The sequence below is a fragment of the Roseivivax sediminis genome, from assembly GCF_900112685.1.
Lineage (GTDB): Bacteria > Pseudomonadota > Alphaproteobacteria > Rhodobacterales > Rhodobacteraceae > Roseivivax > Roseivivax sediminis.
In genome coordinates this window covers 246,595-265,558 of record NZ_FOMS01000001.1, presented here as the reverse complement: position 1 = coordinate 265,558, position 18,964 = coordinate 246,595, and the positions used below count along the sequence as shown (strand labels likewise).

General features: G+C 67.4%; 19 protein-coding genes. 5 read left to right on the top strand and 14 right to left on the bottom strand.

Going from position 1 to position 18,964, the window contains the following annotated elements; all coding sequences use genetic code 11:
* Window positions 1-114: 114 nt before the first annotated feature.
* The gene (locus F3H57_RS01340; RefSeq protein WP_149754075.1) at window positions 115-297 is read right to left on the bottom strand and encodes a hypothetical protein; all 183 of its coding nucleotides are present in this window, start codon (window positions 295-297) and stop codon (window positions 115-117) included.
* A 113-nt stretch (window positions 298-410) separates the two neighbouring features.
* Here F3H57_RS01340 and dnaE point away from each other — a divergent pair, with 113 nt between their 5' ends.
* Window positions 411-3,971 (top strand): DNA polymerase III subunit alpha, encoded by a 3,561-nt coding sequence (gene dnaE / locus F3H57_RS01335; protein WP_149754074.1) that lies wholly within the window; start codon window positions 411-413, stop codon window positions 3,969-3,971.
* A 107-nt stretch (window positions 3,972-4,078) separates the two neighbouring features.
* Here dnaE and F3H57_RS01330 read toward each other — a convergent pair whose 3' ends face one another.
* Window positions 4,079-4,282 (bottom strand): SlyX family protein, encoded by a 204-nt coding sequence (locus F3H57_RS01330; protein WP_149754073.1) that lies wholly within the window; start codon window positions 4,280-4,282, stop codon window positions 4,079-4,081.
* Between the two features lie 108 nt (window positions 4,283-4,390).
* Between F3H57_RS01330 and hisS the strand changes: the two genes are divergently transcribed.
* The 4 genes from hisS (at window position 4,391) to F3H57_RS01310 (ending at window position 8,047) form a co-directional block, all read left to right on the top strand.
* Entirely contained in the window at window positions 4,391-5,878 is a 1,488-nt protein-coding gene (gene hisS, locus F3H57_RS01325; protein WP_149754072.1) for a histidine--tRNA ligase, read from the top strand.
* Window positions 5,875-6,960 carry an ATP phosphoribosyltransferase regulatory subunit gene (locus tag F3H57_RS01320; protein ID WP_149754071.1) on the top strand — a complete coding sequence of 362 codons (1,086 nt, stop codon included), beginning with the start codon at window positions 5,875-5,877 and terminating at the stop codon, window positions 6,958-6,960. The genes hisS and F3H57_RS01320 overlap by 4 nt, the downstream gene beginning before the upstream one ends.
* Complete coding sequence (gene hisG, locus F3H57_RS01315; protein WP_149754070.1) at window positions 6,957-7,649, top strand: ATP phosphoribosyltransferase; 693 nt, start codon at window positions 6,957-6,959, stop codon at window positions 7,647-7,649. The genes F3H57_RS01320 and hisG overlap by 4 nt, the downstream gene beginning before the upstream one ends.
* 92 nt (window positions 7,650-7,741) lie before the next feature.
* Entirely contained in the window at window positions 7,742-8,047 is a 306-nt protein-coding gene (locus tag F3H57_RS01310; protein ID WP_188129569.1) for a DUF1330 domain-containing protein, read from the top strand.
* A gap of 3 nt (window positions 8,048-8,050) precedes the next feature.
* On the opposite strand, the gene F3H57_RS01305 is transcribed toward F3H57_RS01310, so the two are convergent.
* The 12 genes from F3H57_RS01305 to F3H57_RS01250 form a co-directional block, all read right to left on the bottom strand.
* Complete coding sequence (locus F3H57_RS01305) at window positions 8,051-8,545, bottom strand: prepilin peptidase (protein ID WP_149754068.1); 495 nt, start codon at window positions 8,543-8,545, stop codon at window positions 8,051-8,053.
* Between the two features lie 36 nt (window positions 8,546-8,581).
* The gene (locus F3H57_RS01300) at window positions 8,582-9,457 is read right to left on the bottom strand and encodes a tetratricopeptide repeat protein (RefSeq protein ID WP_149754067.1); all 876 of its coding nucleotides are present in this window, start codon (window positions 9,455-9,457) and stop codon (window positions 8,582-8,584) included.
* Between the two features lie 33 nt (window positions 9,458-9,490).
* Window positions 9,491-10,039: a tetratricopeptide repeat protein gene (locus tag F3H57_RS01295; protein WP_149754066.1), complete on the bottom strand. Its 549-nt coding sequence runs from the start codon at window positions 10,037-10,039 to the stop codon at window positions 9,491-9,493.
* A 10-nt stretch (window positions 10,040-10,049) separates the two neighbouring features.
* Window positions 10,050-11,018: a type II secretion system F family protein gene (locus tag F3H57_RS01290; protein ID WP_149754065.1), complete on the bottom strand. Its 969-nt coding sequence runs from the start codon at window positions 11,016-11,018 to the stop codon at window positions 10,050-10,052.
* Between the two features lie 13 nt (window positions 11,019-11,031).
* Window positions 11,032-11,994: a type II secretion system F family protein gene (locus F3H57_RS01285; RefSeq protein ID WP_149754064.1), complete on the bottom strand. Its 963-nt coding sequence runs from the start codon at window positions 11,992-11,994 to the stop codon at window positions 11,032-11,034.
* A 4-nt stretch (window positions 11,995-11,998) separates the two neighbouring features.
* Window positions 11,999-13,438: a CpaF family protein gene (locus tag F3H57_RS01280; protein ID WP_149754063.1), complete on the bottom strand. Its 1,440-nt coding sequence runs from the start codon at window positions 13,436-13,438 to the stop codon at window positions 11,999-12,001.
* 14 nt (window positions 13,439-13,452) lie between these two features.
* On the bottom strand, window positions 13,453-14,700 hold the full coding sequence (locus F3H57_RS01275) for an AAA family ATPase (RefSeq protein ID WP_149754062.1): 1,248 nt from the start codon (window positions 14,698-14,700) through the stop codon (window positions 13,453-13,455).
* A gap of 234 nt (window positions 14,701-14,934) precedes the next feature.
* A complete protein-coding gene (locus F3H57_RS01270; RefSeq protein WP_149754061.1) occupies window positions 14,935-15,609 on the bottom strand; it encodes an OmpA family protein in 675 nt (224 codons plus the stop codon).
* 20 nt (window positions 15,610-15,629) lie between these two features.
* Window positions 15,630-17,045, bottom strand: a complete 1,416-nt coding sequence (locus F3H57_RS01265; protein WP_149754060.1) for a type II and III secretion system protein family protein — start codon at window positions 17,043-17,045, stop codon at window positions 15,630-15,632.
* A 204-nt stretch (window positions 17,046-17,249) separates the two neighbouring features.
* A complete protein-coding gene (gene cpaB / locus F3H57_RS01260; RefSeq protein ID WP_149754059.1) occupies window positions 17,250-18,116 on the bottom strand; it encodes a Flp pilus assembly protein CpaB in 867 nt (288 codons plus the stop codon).
* A 187-nt stretch (window positions 18,117-18,303) separates the two neighbouring features.
* On the bottom strand, window positions 18,304-18,483 hold the full coding sequence (locus tag F3H57_RS01255) for a hypothetical protein (protein WP_149754058.1): 180 nt from the start codon (window positions 18,481-18,483) through the stop codon (window positions 18,304-18,306).
* A gap of 171 nt (window positions 18,484-18,654) precedes the next feature.
* The gene (locus F3H57_RS01250) at window positions 18,655-18,870 is read right to left on the bottom strand and encodes a Flp family type IVb pilin (protein ID WP_149754057.1); all 216 of its coding nucleotides are present in this window, start codon (window positions 18,868-18,870) and stop codon (window positions 18,655-18,657) included.
* Window positions 18,871-18,964: the final 94 nt, after the last annotated feature.

Below are 18,964 nucleotides of genomic sequence, written 5' to 3'. Positions count from 1 at the left end.
GTAGAAGGCGCGGGCCGGTGAAGCTCAGATGCGAAGGCTAGAAGCGTGTTCGCCGGGTTGGCAAGGAAAAAGTGCCGTCCCGGCGCGCCTTCACCCCGTCGGCCGATCGGTGGATCAGTTTCCGTCCGTGTTCTCATCCTGGATGGCTTCGCCGGTGTTCTCGACCGCCTCGCCGACATTGTCTTGTGCGTCCTCAAGCGCGGCTTCGCCCTCGGGGCTGATCTGGATGAAGCCGAAATAGATCAGCAGCGCGACGACGATCGCGACTGCGATCACGATTCCAATGATACGTCCCATGACAATATATCCCCGCCGGTGGTGTGCACTACACAAACGCATCTCTGCGGCATCGCGTTCCGCCTCCCGAGCAGGCTCTTTCGCGGCGCGCGCATACCACATATCGTGGCATCATGAGCGCATCCCCCCGATTCATCCATCTTCGCGTCCATACCGAGTACTCGCTCCTCGAAGGGGCCGTGCGGCTGAAGAAGCTGCCGGGCCTGTGCGAGGCGATGGACATGCCCGCGGTCGCCGTGACCGACACCAACAACCTCTTCGCCGCGCTGGAATTCTCCGTCACGGCGTCGGGCGCGGGCATCCAGCCCATCGTCGGCTGCCAGGTCGACCTGCGCTTCGTTCAGCCCCAGCCCGGAGAGCGGCCGCGCCGCCCGGCGCCAGTCGTCCTGCTGGCGCAGAGCGAGCGGGGCTACGAGAACCTGATGAAGCTCAACACCTGCCTCTACCTGCGCGGGGACGGCGAGCTTGCGCATGTCACACCCGAAGAGCTGGAGAGCCATGCCGAGGGCCTGATCTGCCTGAGCGGCGGCCCGGACGGCCCCGTGGGCCGGCTGCTGCGCCAAGGTGGGCGCGGCCCGGCCGAGGCGCTGATGCGGCGGCTGCACGCGGCGTTCGGAGACCGGCTCTATGTCGAGCTGCAGCGCCATCCCGGCGACGGCGGCGCGCCCGAGGCCGAGCGGCTGACCGAGCGCGGCTTCGTGGAGATGGCCTATGACATGGACATCCCGCTTGTCGCCACGAACGACGTCTACTTCCCGAAATCGGAGATGTACGAGGCGCACGACGCGCTGATCTGCATCGCCGACGGCGCCTATGTCGACCAGCAGGAGCCGCGCCGCCGCCTGACGCCGCAGCACTACTTCAAGACACCGCAGGAGATGGCGACGCTGTTTGCCGACCTGCCCGAGGCGATCGAGAACACCGTGGAAATCGCCCGGCGCTGCGCCTTCATGGCCGAAAAGCGCGCGCCGATCCTGCCGCGTTTCGCCGACGACGAGGTCGACGAGCTGCGCCGACAGGCCAACGAGGGCCTGCAGAAGCGCCTGGCGGTGATCCCGCATGCGGTGAGCGTGGAGGAGTACCAGGCGCGGCTCGATTTCGAGCTCGGCATCATCGAGGGGATGGGCTTTCCCGGCTACTTCCTGATCGTCGCCGACTTCATCAAGTGGGGCAAGGAACACGACATCCCGGTCGGGCCGGGAAGGGGGTCGGGCGCGGGCTCCCTCGTGGCTTACGCGCTGACCATCACCGACCTCGATCCGCTGCGCTATTCGCTGCTGTTCGAACGGTTCCTCAACCCCGAGCGGGTGTCGATGCCCGACTTCGACATCGACTTCTGCATGGACCGCCGCGAAGAGGTGATCCGCTACGTCCAGGACAAGTACGGCCGCGACAAGGTGGGCCAGATCATCACCTTCGGCGCGCTTCTGTCCAAGGCGGCGGTGCGCGATGTGGGACGCGTGCTGCAGATGCCCTACGGGCAGGTCGACCGGCTGTCGAAGATGATCCCGGTCGAGGGCGTGAAGCCGGTATCGATCGAGAAGGCGCTGAAGGACGAGCCGCGCCTGCGCGAGGAAGCCCGCAGCGAGGAGGTCGTCGACAGGCTTCTGACCTACGGCCAGCAGGTCGAGGGGCTCTTGCGGAACGCCTCCACCCACGCGGCGGGGGTGGTGATCGGCGACCGGCCGCTGGATGCGCTGGTGCCGCTCTACCAGGATCCGCGGTCGGACATGCCGGCGACCCAGTTCAACATGAAATGGGTGGAGCAGGCGGGCCTGGTGAAGTTCGACTTTCTCGGCCTGAAGACGCTGACGGTGATCCAGAACGCGGTGGACCTCATCCACAAGTCGGGGCGCGATCTGCACGTCGCCGCCGACGGCACGACGATCTACGAACCCTTCGCGGGGGCGGAGAACGATATCGGGCAGATCCCGCTCGACGACGCGGTGACCTATTCGCTCTACACACGCGCCAAGACGGTCGCGGTGTTCCAGGTTGAATCCAGCGGCATGATGGATGCGCTCAAGCGCATGAAGCCGACCTGCATCGAGGACATCGTCGCGCTGGTGGCGCTCTACCGGCCGGGGCCGATGGAGAACATCCCGGTCTATTGCGAGGTCAAGAACGGGCTGCGCGAGCGGGCGGGCATCCATCCGTCGATCGATCACATCCTCGACGAGACGCAGGGCATCATCGTCTACCAGGAACAGGTGATGCAGATCGCGCAGGAGATGGCCGGATACAGCCTCGGCGGCGCGGACCTTCTGCGCCGCGCGATGGGCAAGAAGATCCAGGAGGCGATGGACGCCGAGCGGCCGAAATTCATCGAGGGCGCCAAGAAGAACGGCGTGGACGACGACAAGGCGCTGGAGGTCTGGAACCTTCTCGACAAGTTCGCCAATTACGGCTTCAACAAGTCGCACGCAGCGGCCTACGCGGTGGTCAGCTACCAGACCGCGTGGCTCAAGGCGAACCACCCGGTGGAGTTCATGGCCGGGGTGATGAACTGCGATATCCATCTCACCGACAAGCTGGGCGTCTATTTCGAGGAGGTGAAGAAGGGGCTGGAGCTGCCGTGGGTGGCGCCGTGCGTGAACCGCTCGCGCGAGACCTTCGACGTGGTGGACGGCAAGCTCGTCTACGCGCTGGGCGCGCTGAAGAATGTCGGGCTCGACGCGATGCGGCTGGTGGTGGAAGGGCGGGGCGCTCATCCGCCCTCGCGGGCGTCTTCGCAGGGCGGCGCGAGGACGCCGGCGACGGCGGAGGAGCAGCCCTTCACCACGCTCTTCGATTTCGCCCGTCGCGTCGATCTCAAGCGCGTCGGCAAGCGGCCGCTGGAGATGATGGCGCGCGCCGGCGCCTTCGACGTGCTCGACCGCAACCGCCGGCGGGTGTTCGAGAGCCTCGATGCGCTGGTGCAGTATTCCGCCGCGATTCACGAGCAGAAGAATTCCAGCCAGGTGTCGCTGTTCGGCGAGGCCGGCGACGACCTGCCGGAGCCGCGGCTGGCGCCGGTGAACGACTGGCTGCCGGCCGAGCGGCTGTCGGAGGAGTTCAAGGCGGTCGGCTTCTACCTCTCGGGTCACCCTCTCGACGATTACATGGGGGCACTGAAGCGCAAGCAGGTGCTGACGCTCGACGAGGTCACGCGCAAGGCCGAGGGCGCGCCGCTGGTCGCCAAGATGGCCGGCGTCGTCGCCGGCCGGCAGGAACGCAAGTCGGCGCGCGGCAACCGCTTTGCCTTTGCGCAGCTGTCGGACCCGACGGGCGCCTTCGAGGTGACGCTGTTTTCCGAGACGCTGGAGAAGAGCCGCGAGTTCCTCGATACCGGCTCCAAGGTGATGGTGACGGTTGAGGCGACGATGGAGGCCGACCAGTTGAAGCTTCTCGGCCGGTCGGTGGCGCCGGTGGACACTGTCGTGGCAGATGCCGGAACGGCGGGCCTGCGGATCTTCGTGGAGGATACCGGCGCGATCCCGCATATCGCGTCGGTCCTGTCGCGGGCGTCCGACCAGCTTCCGAAGGCCGGGCGCGGGCCGGTGAAGCTGTGTCTCAACGACGCGGGGCTTCCGGGCGAGGTGGAGATGGACCTCGAGGAGGAGTTCCCGGTCACGCCGGAGATCAAGGGCGCGGTGAAGTCGCTCGGCGGGGTGCTGGCGGTCGAGGAATTCTGAGCGGCAGCGTCGGCGGGGAGCTGCGTGGGGGCGCTGCCCCCACACCCCCGGGATATTTATGGACAGATGAAACCAGGGGTCGGGCGCTTCGGGGGCCGGTTTGGGGCCTAGTAGTGCGGCGGGGTCTCGTTTCCGTAGAGATGGGCGCCGGTGCCGGTGGCCTCGCGCTCGGCCTCGCGGGTGAGCAGCATCTGCACGCGGGCGGTGAGGCGCGCGATCTCGGCGTCCTGGCGCGCGACGGTGTCGGAGAGGTCCTCCACCTGGCGGGCGAGGTCGGCGAGGTAGGATTCGAGGCGTTCGGTGTCGGTCATGTCCTCGCGCTTAGGCGCATCGGGCGCGCGGCGCAATGGGCGCGGCTTGCCCCCCGTGGGCGGAGGGGCTAGAGGGGCGGCGCAAGTTCTCAGGACGGATCCGGCCCCATGGCGAAGGTCAAGAAACAGCCCCGGCCCAAGGCGGAGACGCCGAAGGGCTTCCGCGACTATTTCGGCGCCGAGGTGACCGAGCGCGCCGCGATGCTGGACGCGATCGCCGGGGTCTACCATCGCTACGGTTTCGAGGCGCTGGAAAGCTCCGCCGTCGAGACGGTGGAGGCGCTGGGCAAGTTCCTGCCCGATGTCGACCGGCCGAACGAGGGCGTCTTCGCCTGGCAGGAGGCCGACGAGGAGGGCCGCGGCGACTGGCTGGCGCTGCGTTACGACCTGACCGCGCCGCTGGCGCGCGTCTACGCGCAGCACCGCAACGAGCTTCCGACGCCCTATCGGCGCTTCGCGATGGGCCCGGTGTGGCGCAACGAGAAGCCGGGGCCGGGGCGGTTCCGGCAGTTCTATCAATGCGATGCGGATACGGTGGGGGCGCCGTCGGTGGCCGCCGACGCGGAGATCTGCGCGATGCTCGCCGATGTGCTGGAAGAGGTCGGGATCCCGCGCGGCGACTACCTCATCCGGGTGAACAACCGGAAGGTTCTGAACGGCGTGCTGGAGGCGATGGGCCTTGAGGACGAGGCGCAGAAGGACGCGGTCCTGCGCACCATCGACAAGTTCGACAAGGTCGGCGAGGCGGGTGTGCGGGAGCTTCTGGGCAAGGGGCGGCTCGATGCGTCGGGGGCCTATATCGACGGGGTGGGGCTGGCGTCGGATCAGGCCGAACCGGTGGTGGCGTTCCTGACATCGAAAGGCGACGACAGCGCGGCGACGCTCGCGAACCTCCGTGCGGCGGTCGGCAGCTCTGCCATGGGCGCGGAGGGCGTGGACGAGCTGGGCGAGATCGCGGATCTCCTCGCGGCCCAGGGCTACGGCCCGGACCGTATCGTCATCGACCCCTCCGTGGTCCGCGGCCTCGGCTATTACACCGGCCCGGTGTTCGAGGCCGAGCTGACCTTCGAGATCACCGATGAGAAGGGGCGGCCGCGGCAGTTCGGATCGGTCGCCGGGGGCGGGCGCTACGACGATCTCGTCAAGCGCTTCACCGGGCAGGCGGTGCCGGCGACGGGCGTGTCGATCGGGGTCGACCGGCTGCTTGCGGCGCTGCGCGCGACCGGGCGCGTCGGCGGGCAGGCCGAAGGGCCGGTCGTGGTGACGGTGATGGACCGCGCGAAGATGGCCGAGTACCAGAAGATGGTGGCGGAGCTGCGGCAGGCCGGCATCCGGGCGGAGGTCTATCTCGGCAATCCCAAGAACTTCGGCAACCAGCTCAAATATGCCGACCGACGCGGATCGCCGGCCGCCGTGATCGCCGGGTCCGAGGAGTTCGAGCGCGGCGTGGTGCAGATCAAGGACCTGATCCTCGGGGCCGAGATCGCCGAGAACGCGACGCTCGAGGAATGGAAGGAACGGCCCAGCCAGTTCGAGGCGCCGCGCGGCGAGCTTGTCGCGCGGGTGCAGGAGATCCTGGCCGGAGTGCGCAAATGACCCATGGCCCGGCGCGCGACCTCGCCGCGGCGCTCTGCGCGCGGTACGAGGCGGCGGGCGCGATGCCCGTCGATTGCGCCATCCTGCAACCCGCCGAGACGTTGCTCGACCTTTACGGCGAGGAGATCCGCGCGCGCGCCTACGTCACCCAGGACCCGGCGCGCGGCGAGCTGATGCTGCGTCCCGACTTCACCGTCCCGGTGGTGGAGCGGCACATGCGGGGCGGCGCGGAGCCGGCGCGCTATTGCTACACCGGAGAGGTGTTCCGCCGGCAGGAAGAGCATCCCGAGCGTGCCTCGGAATATATCCAGGCCGGCTACGAGGTCTTCGACCGGGCCGATCCGGAGGCGGCGGACGCAGAGGTCTTCGCGCTTTTTGCCGATCTTCTGAAGGATTACCCGGTGCGCGCGGCGACCGGCGATATCGGCGTGCTGACCGCCGCCGTGACCGGGCTGCGCACGTCGGAGCGGCGACGCGCGGCGCTGCTGCGTCATCTCTGGCGGCCGCGCCGGTTCCGGGCGCTGATCGAGCGCTTCGCGGGCCGAACGCCGGTGCCGCCGACGCGCACGGCGCTGCTGGCCTCGGCCGATCCGCTGGCGGGGGCGGCGCCGCTGATCGGGCTGCGCGGCGAGGACGAGATCCGGGAGCGCATCGTCGCGCTGCACGAGGATGCCGCCGAGCCGCCAATCTCGGCCGAGGAGGTGGCGCATCTCGACGCGCTGCTGAAGGTGTCGGAGACCTGCCCCTTCGCGCTGGAGCGGCTGCGCGATCTGGCCATCGACCTGCCGTCGATCGGCCCGGCGGTGGAGCGGCTCGCGCGGCGCTGCGACGCCCTGGCCGCGCGCGGCGTGGACGTCGATGCGCTGGGCTTCGAAGCCGCCTACGGGCGCACCTCGATGGAATATTACGACGGGTTCGTCTTCGGCTTCGCCTCTACGGTACGGGCGGACCTGCCGCCTGTGGCGACCGGCGGGCGCTACGATGCGCTGACCGCGCGGCTGGGCGGCGGCGCCCGCATTCCGGCGGTGGGCGGGGTGATCCGGCCCGATCTTCTCCTGGCCATCGGGGAGGAAGGGGCATGAGCGTGAAGCTTGGCGTGCCCTCCAAGGGCCGGCTGATGGAAAAGACCTTCGACTGGTTCGCGGCGCGCGGCGTGACCCTCTCGCGCACGGGGTCGGAGCGGGAATACGCCGGCGCGGTGGAGGGGATCGACGGCGTGTCGCTGGTGCTGCTGTCGGCCGGAGAGATCCCGCGCGAGCTGGCGGCGGGGCGCATCCATCTCGGCGTGACAGGCACGGACCTCGTGCGCGAACATCTCGTCCAGTGGGAACAGACGGTGGAGGAACTGGCCGTGCTCGGCTTCGGGCACGCGGACCTGATCGTCGCGGTGCCGCAGGCCTGGGTCGATGTCGACACGCTCGACGATCTCGATGCCGCAGCCGCTGCGTTCCGCGCACGGCACGGCCAGCGGCTGCGGATCGCCACGAAGTATCACAGGCTGGTGCGCGACTACCTGCGCCGGGGCGGCGTGGCCGATTACCGACTGGTCGACAGCCAGGGGGCGACCGAAGGCACGGTGGCCAACCTGACCGCCGAGGCGATCGCGGACATCACCTCGACCGGGGAGACGCTGCGCGCCAACCACCTCAAGGTGCTGGACGAGGAACCGGTGCTGCGCAGCCAGGCGACGCTGTTTCGCGCGCGCCATGCCGGCAAGACGAATGCTGAGCGCGCGACGCTTTCGGCCCTGCTGGAGAGGTTGGGCGTCTGACCGCCCGCGCGATGACGGACAGGACGGGGCGCGCCGCGTCCCTCGCGGGGGCGTGGCAGCGCTCCTGCCCGTTTGATTCGAGGACAAGGGCGATGTCGGTCAAGGTAATCTCTGTCTTCAGCGTGAATGAGGACGATCCACAGGCTCTCGCGGAATATCTGGAGGCGGCGCAGCGGCTCGTCGACAGGGCCGGAGGACGCGTGGTCACCCGGTTCTCGATCCGCACCGTGCATGGGGAGGGCGAGGGGCATCCGCCGCCCTCCGTCCTCGTCCTGGAGTTTCCCGATCGCGGCAGGGTGGAGGCGATGCTCTCGTCCGACGGCCGCAAGGCGCTCCGGCCACTGCGGGAGCGGGCCTTTCACGACTACCGGCTCAGCGTCACCAGCAACGTCGCCTGAGGCTCAGCGTCCGAAGGCGATCCCGAACGCGAGGTAGAGCGTCAGCGTCCCGCCGAGCGCGAGGCCCATGGGAAAGCGCGACCCGCTGGTCCAGCTGACCCAGTCCGGAGCGAGCCGGTTGAGGCCGATGGCCCGCGCGCCGCGATGGGCCACGAAGGCCGCCAGCAGCGTCGCGACGAAGAGCACGAGCAACAGGCGCAGATCGCCGAGATGGATGAAGGGCGCGGCAGCGGCGGCGAACTTCGCGTCCCCGGCGCCGAACGCGCCGCCCGCGTGCAGCGCCACGCCGGCCACCAGCACCGCCAGGAGATGCGTCCAGCGCCAGAGGTAGACGTCGAGGGGCAGGGCGACGAGCCCCACCAGTGCGAAGACCGCCGCCAGCACGGCGACCGTGCGGTTGGTGATCTTCATCCACTTCATGTCGGTGTAGCAGACCCACAGGCAGATCGGCGCCACGAAGGGCAGGAACCAGAGCGCCGAGGCGGCGGTGATGTCCATTGCGGAACTCTCCCTTGCGGGCGGGCGGCGGCCCGGTCAGTTGGTCGCGGTCGATCCCAGCGCGTCGAGCGCGCGCGATGCGGCCTCGAAATGTTGCGGATGGGTCTCCAGCGCGTCCTCCAGCAGCCCCTTGCCGATGGCCACGTCGCCGCGCTTGATCGCGGCGAGTCCCAGCGTGTGCAGAAGCTCCGCCCGTTCGGTCTGCGTCATGGAGATCGGCGGCAGGGCGTAATTGCCCTGGGCCGACCGGGCCAGCATCAGGTTGTTCTTTGCCGTGAAGAGGCTGCCGTCGCGCTGGATCGCCTCGGTGAACAGGCGCTCGGCCTCGGAATGGGCGCCGCGGGTCAGCTTGGAATAGCCCCAGTTGTTCATCACGCTCGCCGGCGTGGTGGTCAGGCCCACGGCGATTTCGTAGAAGCTGTCGGCCTTGTCCCATTGCTCGTTGTAGTCGGCGATCATCGCCTCGAGCCGGTAGCGCTTGAAGGTCTCATGCGTCGGGGGGATCGCGCCAAGCGCCGCTTCGGCGCGCTCCCACTCGCCGCCGCGGATCAACGCGTCAGCCAGTTCCACCCGGTCGGCCTCGGTCGCGTCCGGATGCCCGGACACCTTTTCCCAGGCCGCGACGCCCTCGGTGATACGCTTGGAGCGCACGAGGCTTCGGGCGAGCCCGCGCTGGTAGTCGATGCGCCCCGGTTCCTGCGCGGTGGAGCGCTGAAAGTAGCGCACAGCTTCCTCGGGGTCGGCCGATTGCAGCATGACCTCGTTGAGGTTCGCGCCGTCGACCGCGTTCACGCCCTGGAAGGCCCGTTCCACCGTTTCGTCTGCGGAATTCTGACCGAAGGGGAGCGTTTCGCATCCCGACAGGCCGGTCGCCCCTGCGATGCAGAGGGCGGCAAGGATGGGGTGGCGCATATTCCTGCGTCCTTCGCTGCTGCTCGGGGCCCGCTATCTCGCGTTGCGGATGAGGTATTCCCCTGTACCGCGCCGCACGAGCCTGAAGTCGTCTGCCTCGCCGGAAGCATATCGGGACTTGTCCAGCTTTTCGAGCGCCAGCCGAAGATTGTCGCGGATTGCGTCACTTTCGCCATTGTCGAGTGCGTAGGCCCGCCGGAAGATTTCGGAAGCTTCGGAGGTCTTGCCGCGCTCGATCAGCACCACGCCGAGGTTGTTCCAGACCTCCGGGTTGGCCGCGTCGGTCTTCACCGCACGGCGCAGTTGCCGCTCGGCCTGGTTCAGACGGCCGAGCGCGAGATTGGCCGAGCCGATGCCCGACAGCACCTCTCCGGTCAGTCCCTGCCGCCCGGCGGCACGGATATAGGCCTCGAGCGCCAGCTCGTGTTCGTTGGCGTCCATCAGGCGGTGGCCGACGAGGAGGCCGTCCACGGCCTGCCCGCGCGGGTCGGCGGTGGGGGCGAACAGCCGGTCGCCGGATTCGGAAAAGCCGCCCGGTGAACAGGCGGCCAGTCCGATCAGCAGCGACAGGGTCGGTGCCATGCGCACGCGGTCAGTTGCCCATATTGCCCATCTCCGTGATGCCCACCGCCGAGGGGCCGACCAGGATGATCAGCAGCGGCGGCACCGTGAACATCATCGTGGTCAATGTCATCTTGGTTGGCAACTTGTTTGCCTTTTCCTCGGCGCGCATCACGCGCTTGTCACGCATTTCCGAGGCATAGACCCGCAGCGCGTCGGCGACAGAGGTGCCGAAGGAGGCCGACTGGTTCAGCACGGTGACAAAGGAGGACACGTCCTGCACGCCGCAGCGTTCGGACATGTCGTTGAGCACCGCCGCTTTGTCCTTGCCGGCCTTCATCTCGTAGCTGACGAGCTGGAATTCCTCGGCGAGCGGCGGATAGGACGGTCGAAGCTCCTTCGAGATGCGCACGATGGCCTGATCCATGGACTGTCCGGCCTCGACGCAGACCAGCATCATGTCGAGCGCGTCGGGAAAGCCGTCCTGGATCGTCTGCTGGCGCTCCTGCACGCGTTTGGTGACCCAGTATTTCGGAGCGTAGTAGCCGACGAAGCCGGGGCCGAGGATGTACATTGCCATCTGCTTGGGCGTGGCGTCGGGACCCATGAACAGCAGGTAATAGGCCAGTCCGCAGGCCAGCAGTCCCAGGCCGAGCGCGAATTGCAGGAAGTAGTAGAGCCGCACAGCCTCCTTGCCGCGATAGCCCGCCTGCAACAGTGTCAGCTTGATGTCGCTGTATTCCTTGACGTCCTGGGGTTCGAGGAACTGGGCGTACTTGTTGAGCTTGTCGTTCTTGGCTGTCTCGCGCAGCACCTGCCGCGTTTCCGCCTCCAGCCGGTTGCGGCTGTCGCTGGCCAGCTTGTCCAGCGGGTCTGGCTTGGCCGAGAGCATCATCGGGATGCAGGCCAGCAGCAACACGAAGGCAAGGCCGCCGACGACGATCAGCGGACCGGCCGGGCCGAGAAGGTCGACGATCTGGGTATTGATTTGGTCGAGCATGTCCGGCGGCCTCTCAGACCTTGATGTTGGTGAGCATGCGCATCACGAAAAGGTTCACCACCAGCATGATGGCGACAATGAAGCAGCACGGGATGAACCAGGGGTGGTCCAGAACGTCGTCGTAGTAATCCGGCTTGGTCAGCTGGATGAGCGCCAAGGCGGCCAGGGGGAAGCCCGACAGGAACTTGCCCGACCACTTCGCCTCTGCCGTGATCGCCTTGACCTTGCGGAAGAGACGGAAGCGCGCGCGGATCACCTTGGCGAGGCCCTCGAGGATCTCGGCCAGGTTGCCGCCAGATTGCTGCTGGATCGTCACCGCGACGGCGAGGAAGCGAAGGTCCTGCATGTCGAGCCGCTCGGCCATGTGCTTGAGCGCCTCGCCCATGTCGCGGCCATAGGCGGCTTCGTCGGAGATGATGCCGAATTCCGTCGCCAGCGGGTCCTTGATCTCCTTGGAGACGATGGAAATGGCCGAGGAGAAGGGGTGGCCGACCCGCAAGCTGCGCACCATCAGCTCCACCGCGTCGGGCAGCTGTTCCTCGATCATCGCGAGGCGCTTGTTGGCCTTGTGGTTGAGCCACGTGTAAACGCCGCCGACCCCGAAGGCGACACCCATGAGCACGCGCACGCCCAGCGACGCCTCCGTGCCGACGGTCAGCCCGACGAAAGCGAGGCCGCTGACCGCGACCATCAGCAGGATGAGCTGTTTCGGCGTGAAGGCGATCGCGGCCTTCTGCGCCCGGTCCGACAGCAGCGAATAGAGCGGGATCGACCGGCTATCGAGATGCTGGTCGAGCTCCTTGCGGAGCGTGGCCAGAACCTCGTCGCGGCGGCTGCCGCGATCGAGCATCTCGAGCCGCCGGTTGACCTTGGAATTGAGGCTGATCGACTTGCCGAAGGTGACGAGGTAGATGCCCTCGACCAGGCCGAGCACGGCGATGAAGATCAGCCCGTAGATGATGAATTCGACGCTCATGGCCTCAGTCCCCGCGGAATGGTTCGTAGATCGAGGGCGGCAGATCGTAGCCCCACATCTTGAAGCGCTCGGAATAGTGGCTGCGCACGCCGGTGGCAGTGAAATGGCCGAGGATCTTGTTCTCGGGCGTCAGGCCGACGCGCTGGAAGCGGAAGATCTCCTGCATGGAGATCACCTCGCCCTCCATGCCGGTGATCTCGGTGATCGAGGTCATTCGGCGCGATCCGTCCTGCAGGCGCGAGGCCTGCACCAGGAGGTTGACGGCGCTGGAGATCTGGGAGCGCATCGCCTTCAGCGGCATCTCGATCCCGGCCATGGCGATCATGTTCTCGAGGCGCGAGATGCCGTCCCGGGCGGAGTTGGCGTGGATCGTCGTCATCGACCCGTCGTGGCCGGTGTTCATGGCCTGCAGCATGTCGATGACTTCCTCACCGCGCGTCTCGCCCACGATGATGCGATCGGGGCGCATCCTGAGCGCGTTCTTGAGGCAGTCGCGCGGGGTGACGGCGCCCTTGCCCTCGACGTTGGGCGGGCGGCTTTCCATACGACCGACATGGGACTGCTGGAGCTGGAGTTCCGCGGTGTCCTCGATCGTCAGGATACGTTCGCTGTCGTCGATGAACGAAGACAGGGCGTTGAGCGTGGTCGTCTTGCCCGAACCCGTACCGCCCGAGACGATGACGTTCAGCCGGCAGGCGACGGCGGCCTGGAGGTAGACGGCCATTTCCTCGGAAAAGGCGCCGAAGCGGACGAGGTCGTCGATGCCGAGCTTGTCCTTCTTGAACTTCCGGATCGACACGAGCGAGCCGTCGACCGCGATCGGCGGGACCATCGCGTTGAAGCGCGAGCCGTCGGCGAGGCGGGCGTCCACGTAGGGGTTCGACTCGTCGACGCGCCGGCCGACTGCGGAGACAATCTTGTCGATGATCCGCATCAGATGGCGTTCGTCCTTGAACGTCACGTCCGAGAGCAGAAGCTTGCCGTTCTGTTCGATGAAGATCTGCTGCGGACCGTTCACCAGGATGTCCGAGACGCTGTCGTCCTTCAACAGCGGCTCGAGCGGGCCGAGGCCCTTGACCTCGTCGTAGAGCTCCTGGTTGAGCGTCTGGCGTTCCTCGCGATTGAGGACGATGGCCTTTTCCTGCAACGTCTCCTGCGCGATGGCTTGGATTTCGGCGCGCAGGTCCGCCTCCGTCGCGGTGTCGAGCGCGGCGAGGTTGAGGTTGTCCAGAAGCGCCCGGTGCAGTTCGAGCTTGATGTCCTGAAGGCGCTCGCGGCGTTTCTTCTCGCGCTCCTGCGGGGCGGCGCGGGCCTCTCGCACCGGGGTGGGGCGGCGCACGGAGACGGGTTTCGCCCCGTCCTGGGGGGCTGCGTTCGGGTCTGGGGTGGTGGCTACAGCGACCGCCCCGCCGCTGTCCTTGGTCTTCTTGTAGCGCGAAAACATCCTGTCCTATCCCCTCAGGCGGCGTCGGCGTCGGATTGGCCGACGGCGTAGAGCGATTGCGCGAGCTTTGCGATCTCGCGCCGCAGCGGGTTCTTTGCGGCTTGGCTGGCCAGCGGCAGGCCGTGATCGCAGGCCTGCGACACCACGCGCCCGCCGTCGGGCAGATGCAGGTCGAGCGAGATGCCGAGGCTTTCGGCCATGCGCTTGGCGCGGCTCTTGCCTTGCAGGTCGGTGAATTTCGGCGCCCGGTTCAGCACGAAGCGCAGTTTCTCGAAGGGCAGGTCCTCCGATTGCAGCGCGCGCTTCAGCCGCAGCGTGTTCTGGGCCGAGCGCATGTCGAGTTCGACCAGCGCGAAGTAGACCTGCGCGGTGGTCAGCACGGTTTCCGACCATTGCACCACCGCGTTCGGCAGATCGACGACGACGAAGTCGAAATGCTCGCAGGCGAGATCGATGAGCTTCTGCACCTCCGCCGGCCCGACGAGGTCGAGCGGGACGAGGTCGGGCGGAGCGGTGAGCACCTGCATGCGGTCGTCGAAATTGACGAGTGCCTGGGCGAAGGTCTCCGCGTCGAGCGCGTCGATGTCCGACAGGACCTCCAGCACCGGTTCCTTGCGCGGCAGGTCCAGATACGTCGCGGCCGATCCGAATTGCAGGCCGAGATCCAGAAGGCAGACGCGCGGCGCCTTTTCCCTGTCCTTGACGACCGTGGCGAGTTCCCAGGCCAGGTTGACGGCGAAGGTCGTCGCGCCGACGCCGCCGGCCATGCCCTGAACGGCGACCAGTACGCCGTCGCCGCCCTGGGTCAATTGCACCGCGGGCCCGTCCTGCGGCTGCGCGAGCACGGAAGGTTCGGGCCGGTGCAGCCGTTCGACCGCGGCGGCAAGTTCGCCCTCCGGAAGGGGATAGGGCACGAATTCGTCGGCGCCGTTCCTGAGCAGCCGGTGCAGCGCCGCCGGCGTTACGTCCTCGGCGATCAGCACCACCTTGATGCCGCGCCGCTTGGCGGCGGCGATCAGCGCGTCGAGCCTGTCGATATCCTCTTCGTCGGTGTCGTCGATGGCCAGCGCGATGAACTCCAGCGATGCCGCCTCGGTCTGGCCAAGGAAGGTCAGCGCCTCGGCGAGGCCGAGATCGCCCCAGGCTTCACCGAGGATCTGCTCCATGTCCTCGATCAGCAGGTCGAACAGCTGAACGTCGCGGCTGACCGTGCAGGCGCGGACCGGAGCGAACTCGGCAGTCTGGGCTGTGCTGAGCGTCATGTGCCTCACATCCTTCGTGTTCTCTTGCCGCCTGCGGGAGCGGGCGGGCCGGCGGCGTGGCGCGCGGCGGGGCAGGGCGCGTGGCGGCCGGGTCTCCGCTTTCTGGAAACTCGGCAGGCCATGCGTCCATGCCCGATGCTTGCCCCTGAATGGGGGCAACATTTGGACGAAATTATCGTGATTGTACGATGCGCAGGTACGGTCCGGAGGGGGTAGCCGCCTGGTCAGGGGCGATCAGCCGCCGCCGCCGCCGCTGCCGATCGTGCTGACATCGCCCGAGGCGAGCGTCGTTGCCGGCTGCGCGCTGCGCACGTAGTCGCGGTAGATGACCTGGGCGTACTTGCCGTCGAGGACGGTGGGATGGCCTTGCACGAAGCCGGACACCTCGGTCACCGTGCGGCGATTGCGCCGTTCGCGCCCCTCGGTGACGATCAGCGGTTGGGTCTCGCCCTCGCTGACCACGGCTTCGAGTCGCGACAGGCTTACACCCTGCTGGCCGAGATAGGCGACCACCGCCTGCGCGCGTTTCAGGCCGAGCGCCTTGTTGTAGCTGTCCGAGCCGACGAGGTCGGTGTGCCCGTAGACCCGGAATCGGACCTCGGGAAACTGACGGATCCAGTGCGCCTGTTCGCGCAGCGTGTCGCGCGCGCCGGCATCGAGCTGCGCCGAATTGAAGGCGAAGTTGACGGTGGTCATCACCTCGGTGGCGAAGCGCTGCGCGAGGTCGTAGGTGTAGTGCGCCTCGCCGCTCATCCGGGCCATGTTCGCCCGGGTGGCCTCGCCGAAGGCGCCGGTGTCGATCAGCGCGCCGGTCTCGCGGTGGAACTGCGTATAGACGGGGTCGCGGCCGGCGTCGCCGCAGGCGGACAGCCCGGCGAGGCACCCGGCGGTAATGATAAATCCGCGCATGCTGTGCCCCCTCGCCATCGTCAATCCATCACGTAGCCATAAGAGCCGTTGAAGTCCTGCCGCGCAACCTCGCCCGCGGCGCCCTGTCTGGGGCGGCGCGTGCCGTCGGTGACGCGGCCGTAGAGGAACAGGTCCTTCTCCGTCGGCGGGCGGATGCGGTCGGTTGGCAGGGCCATCGCCTCGCCGCGGGTGGGCGTGACGAGGTGCGGGGTGATGATGATTACCAGCTCGGTCTGGCTGCGCTGGTATTCGGCGCTGCGGAAGAGGGCGCCCAGGACCGGCACGTCGCCGAGCCACGGCACCTGGCCGTTGAGATCGCTGAAATCGTCCTGCAGAAGCCCCGCGATGGCAAAGCTTTCGCCGTCTCGCAACTCCACCGTCGTCGCCGCCTCGCGGCGCGAGAACGCGTCGATGGAGAAGGCGTCGATCTGGATGCCGTTCGCGGGATCGATGGCCGACACCGCGGTCTTGAGTTCGAGATTGATCAGGTCGCCGTCGACCACGCGCGGCACGAAGTCGAGCTCGATCCCGAACGGCTTGAACTCGACAGAGATCGCGCCCTCTTCCTGCGCGACGGGGATGGGGTATTCGCCGCCGGCCAGGAAACGTGCCTCCTGCCCCGACAGGGCGGTGAGGTTCGGTTCCGCGAGGGTTCTCACGACGCCCTTGGACTCGAGGGCTTCGAGAAGGATGCCGACCTCGAGCCCGCCGACGTCGAAGCCGAGGAGAGAGGCCCCCTGCGCGTCGCCGCCTGGTGTTGCGGCCCCCACCGACGTGTTGCCGACCTGGTTTCCGGTTCCTGCGCGCACGCCGAGATCGCCGCCGAATCCGCTGCCGATGATCGAAAGGGAGGAGCGCAGCGCCTTGGAGACGGAGCGCTGCATCTCCGCGAACCGGACCTTCAGCATCACTTGCTGCACGCCGCCCACGGTCATCAGGTTCGACACCCGTTCCGGTGCGTAGCGCTGTGCCAGTTCAAGCGCGCGGTCGAGCTTCTGCACCGAGGAGACCGTGCCCGACAGCACTATGCCGTCATTGGCGGTGCGCACCTCGATCTCTTCGCCCGGAAGGATCTGGCGCAGGCGTTCCTTGAACTCGGTGACGTCCGCGGCGACGCGCACGTCGACATTGGAGATCAGCCGGCCGTTCTCGTCGAGGATGGTCAGCGTCGTGGTGCCGGGCGCCTTGCCGAGAACGTAGATCGTGCGGTCGGAGAGCGACGAGATGTCGGCGATGGCGGGATTGGCGATGGACAGCTCGGCAAAGGCGGTTTCGCTTTCGACCACGACGGCGCGGTTCATCGGCACGTTGAGCGTGCGGCCGACGCTGCCCTGCACCACCCGCAGGCTCTGAGCCTCCGGCGCCGGCACCGCCAAGGGCGCAGCGGCGAGGGCCAGCCCCATCAGGGCCGCCTTCAGGATCCTGTCGATGTTCATGTGACCTGCCTTTCCGATCACGCCTCAGATGCAGGTCTTGCCGCCCGCATTTTGCGGGAGAGTGCGGGACAAACAGAATCATTGCAAGAATCAAAGGGTTTGCGGGCGGTATTTATGTGGACAAGCGGCAACAGACGGGATTTTGCGGTTTTAAATGAAAAAAGCGCCCCGTGGGGCGCCTTCCTGCAAGTCATTGAAACGGTGTCAGTTCGTGCAGGGGATCGGGATTTCCACCACCTCGGAGCCGCGGCGGGTGCGGATGGTGCAGACCTCGGGCGCCTTGGTCTTGGTGGCGGTGGTCGCCTCGATCCCGAGCAGGGCGCGCTGGTCGACCTCGATCGCCTCGGCGATGGTGTCGTCGTCCGGCGCCATCAGCGACAGCGACAGGTTGCCGGTCGATTGCGCCTGGGCCAGCGCGGCGACCTGCTGGGGACTCGCCGCGACGGTCACGGTGCGGGCGATGATCGCGCTCGTGGTGGAATCGTCCACTGTGGCGGTCTGGTCGATGGCGATCAGCTCGATCCCGGTTTCGATCAGCTTAGTCACGTCGCCCCGGGTCTGCTGGGCGCCGGAGCTTTCGCCGCGTCCGGTCCAGTAGATGTCGACACGATCGCCGGGCCGCAGGAAGCCCGAGACACCGGAGGCGACGTCGACCTTGATGGCAAAGGCGCGCTGGCCGCGGTCGAGCCGGGTGGTCAGGCTCGCCTCGCCGCCCGGTTCGCTGACCTTGATCTTCATCAGCGCCTCGTTCTTCTCGATCTGGCGCAGCGCGACGCGCGGACGGATGCCGGCGCCGGCGATCGTCGCCTCCTTGTCGAAGAACCCGTCGGGCAGGGACTCTGCCGGCCAGCGGGCGAGGCGCACATCGTCCTCGGCGATCGGCTCACCGTATCGGATCACGCGGTTGGCGACCCAGATGTCGGCGGTGGGCAGGGATACGGTCTCGGCGTTCTTCCGGCGTTCCGCGGCGAGGGCGGCTTCGTAGGCGCCGATGTAGTTCTGGGCCATGTAGACGGCAAAGCCGGCAAGGCCGAGGCCGGCGACCAGGACGAGTCCGAAAATCATTCGCATGGATGCACCTCCTCGGTGTGGCGGGCCGGTCGGGCCGATCCCTCGGGTATGGGCGCGGAAGGAGTCGAAAGAATGGCGCCGCGGCGCCGTTTTTCCGGCGCTGATCGATACTGTGGCCGGATTGCGGCGAGAGGGCTGCGGGGAGTGGATTTTCCGCCCCGTGCGCGTTGCCGGTTGATCGCCCGGGTCAGTCGATCAGCTGCGAGATGCCGTTCCAGATCGCGACGTCGGCAGTGTCCACGGCGCTTGCGCGGATGCCGAGGACCGTCAGAATCGCGAGCGTTGCAACACCGGCGACGAGTACGACCCATTCGACCGTGACGACGCCGTCCTCGTTGGCCAGGAAGAGTTGAAGAGAGCGCGTCATCCGCATCGCCTCGCCAGGTCACATCATCAAACTGCGCCGGACTTTGTGCGCGTGCACCCCTGAGCCTCGGGCAAAACGTCCGACTGCAGGGGCAGATCGGAAGCGCGGGCCTTGCGGCACTGGTACGAAAGGGGGCGCCGATGGCGCCCCCGTTTGAATGCGAGGCGGATATTACTCCGGCGTGGTGACTGCGGTGATCCCGCCGTAGTTGGTCTCGGTGCCGCCGGTCATAGCCGCGCCGGCGCCATCGACCAGTGCGGTCGCATTGCCTTCGATCGTGGAATAGGCCGCGATGGCGAGGCCCACGATGGCTGCGGTCAGAACGACCCAGTCAACGGTCACTGCGCCGGCTTCATCCTTGCGGAAGTTGTTCAGAAACTTGATCATCGTCTTTCTCCGTGTGAAATCTTGCTCTTCGCTTTCAACCGGTTCCGGCGCTTCGTTGGGGTCTCTCATCTCCCCGCTCCGTCGCGGCATGTCG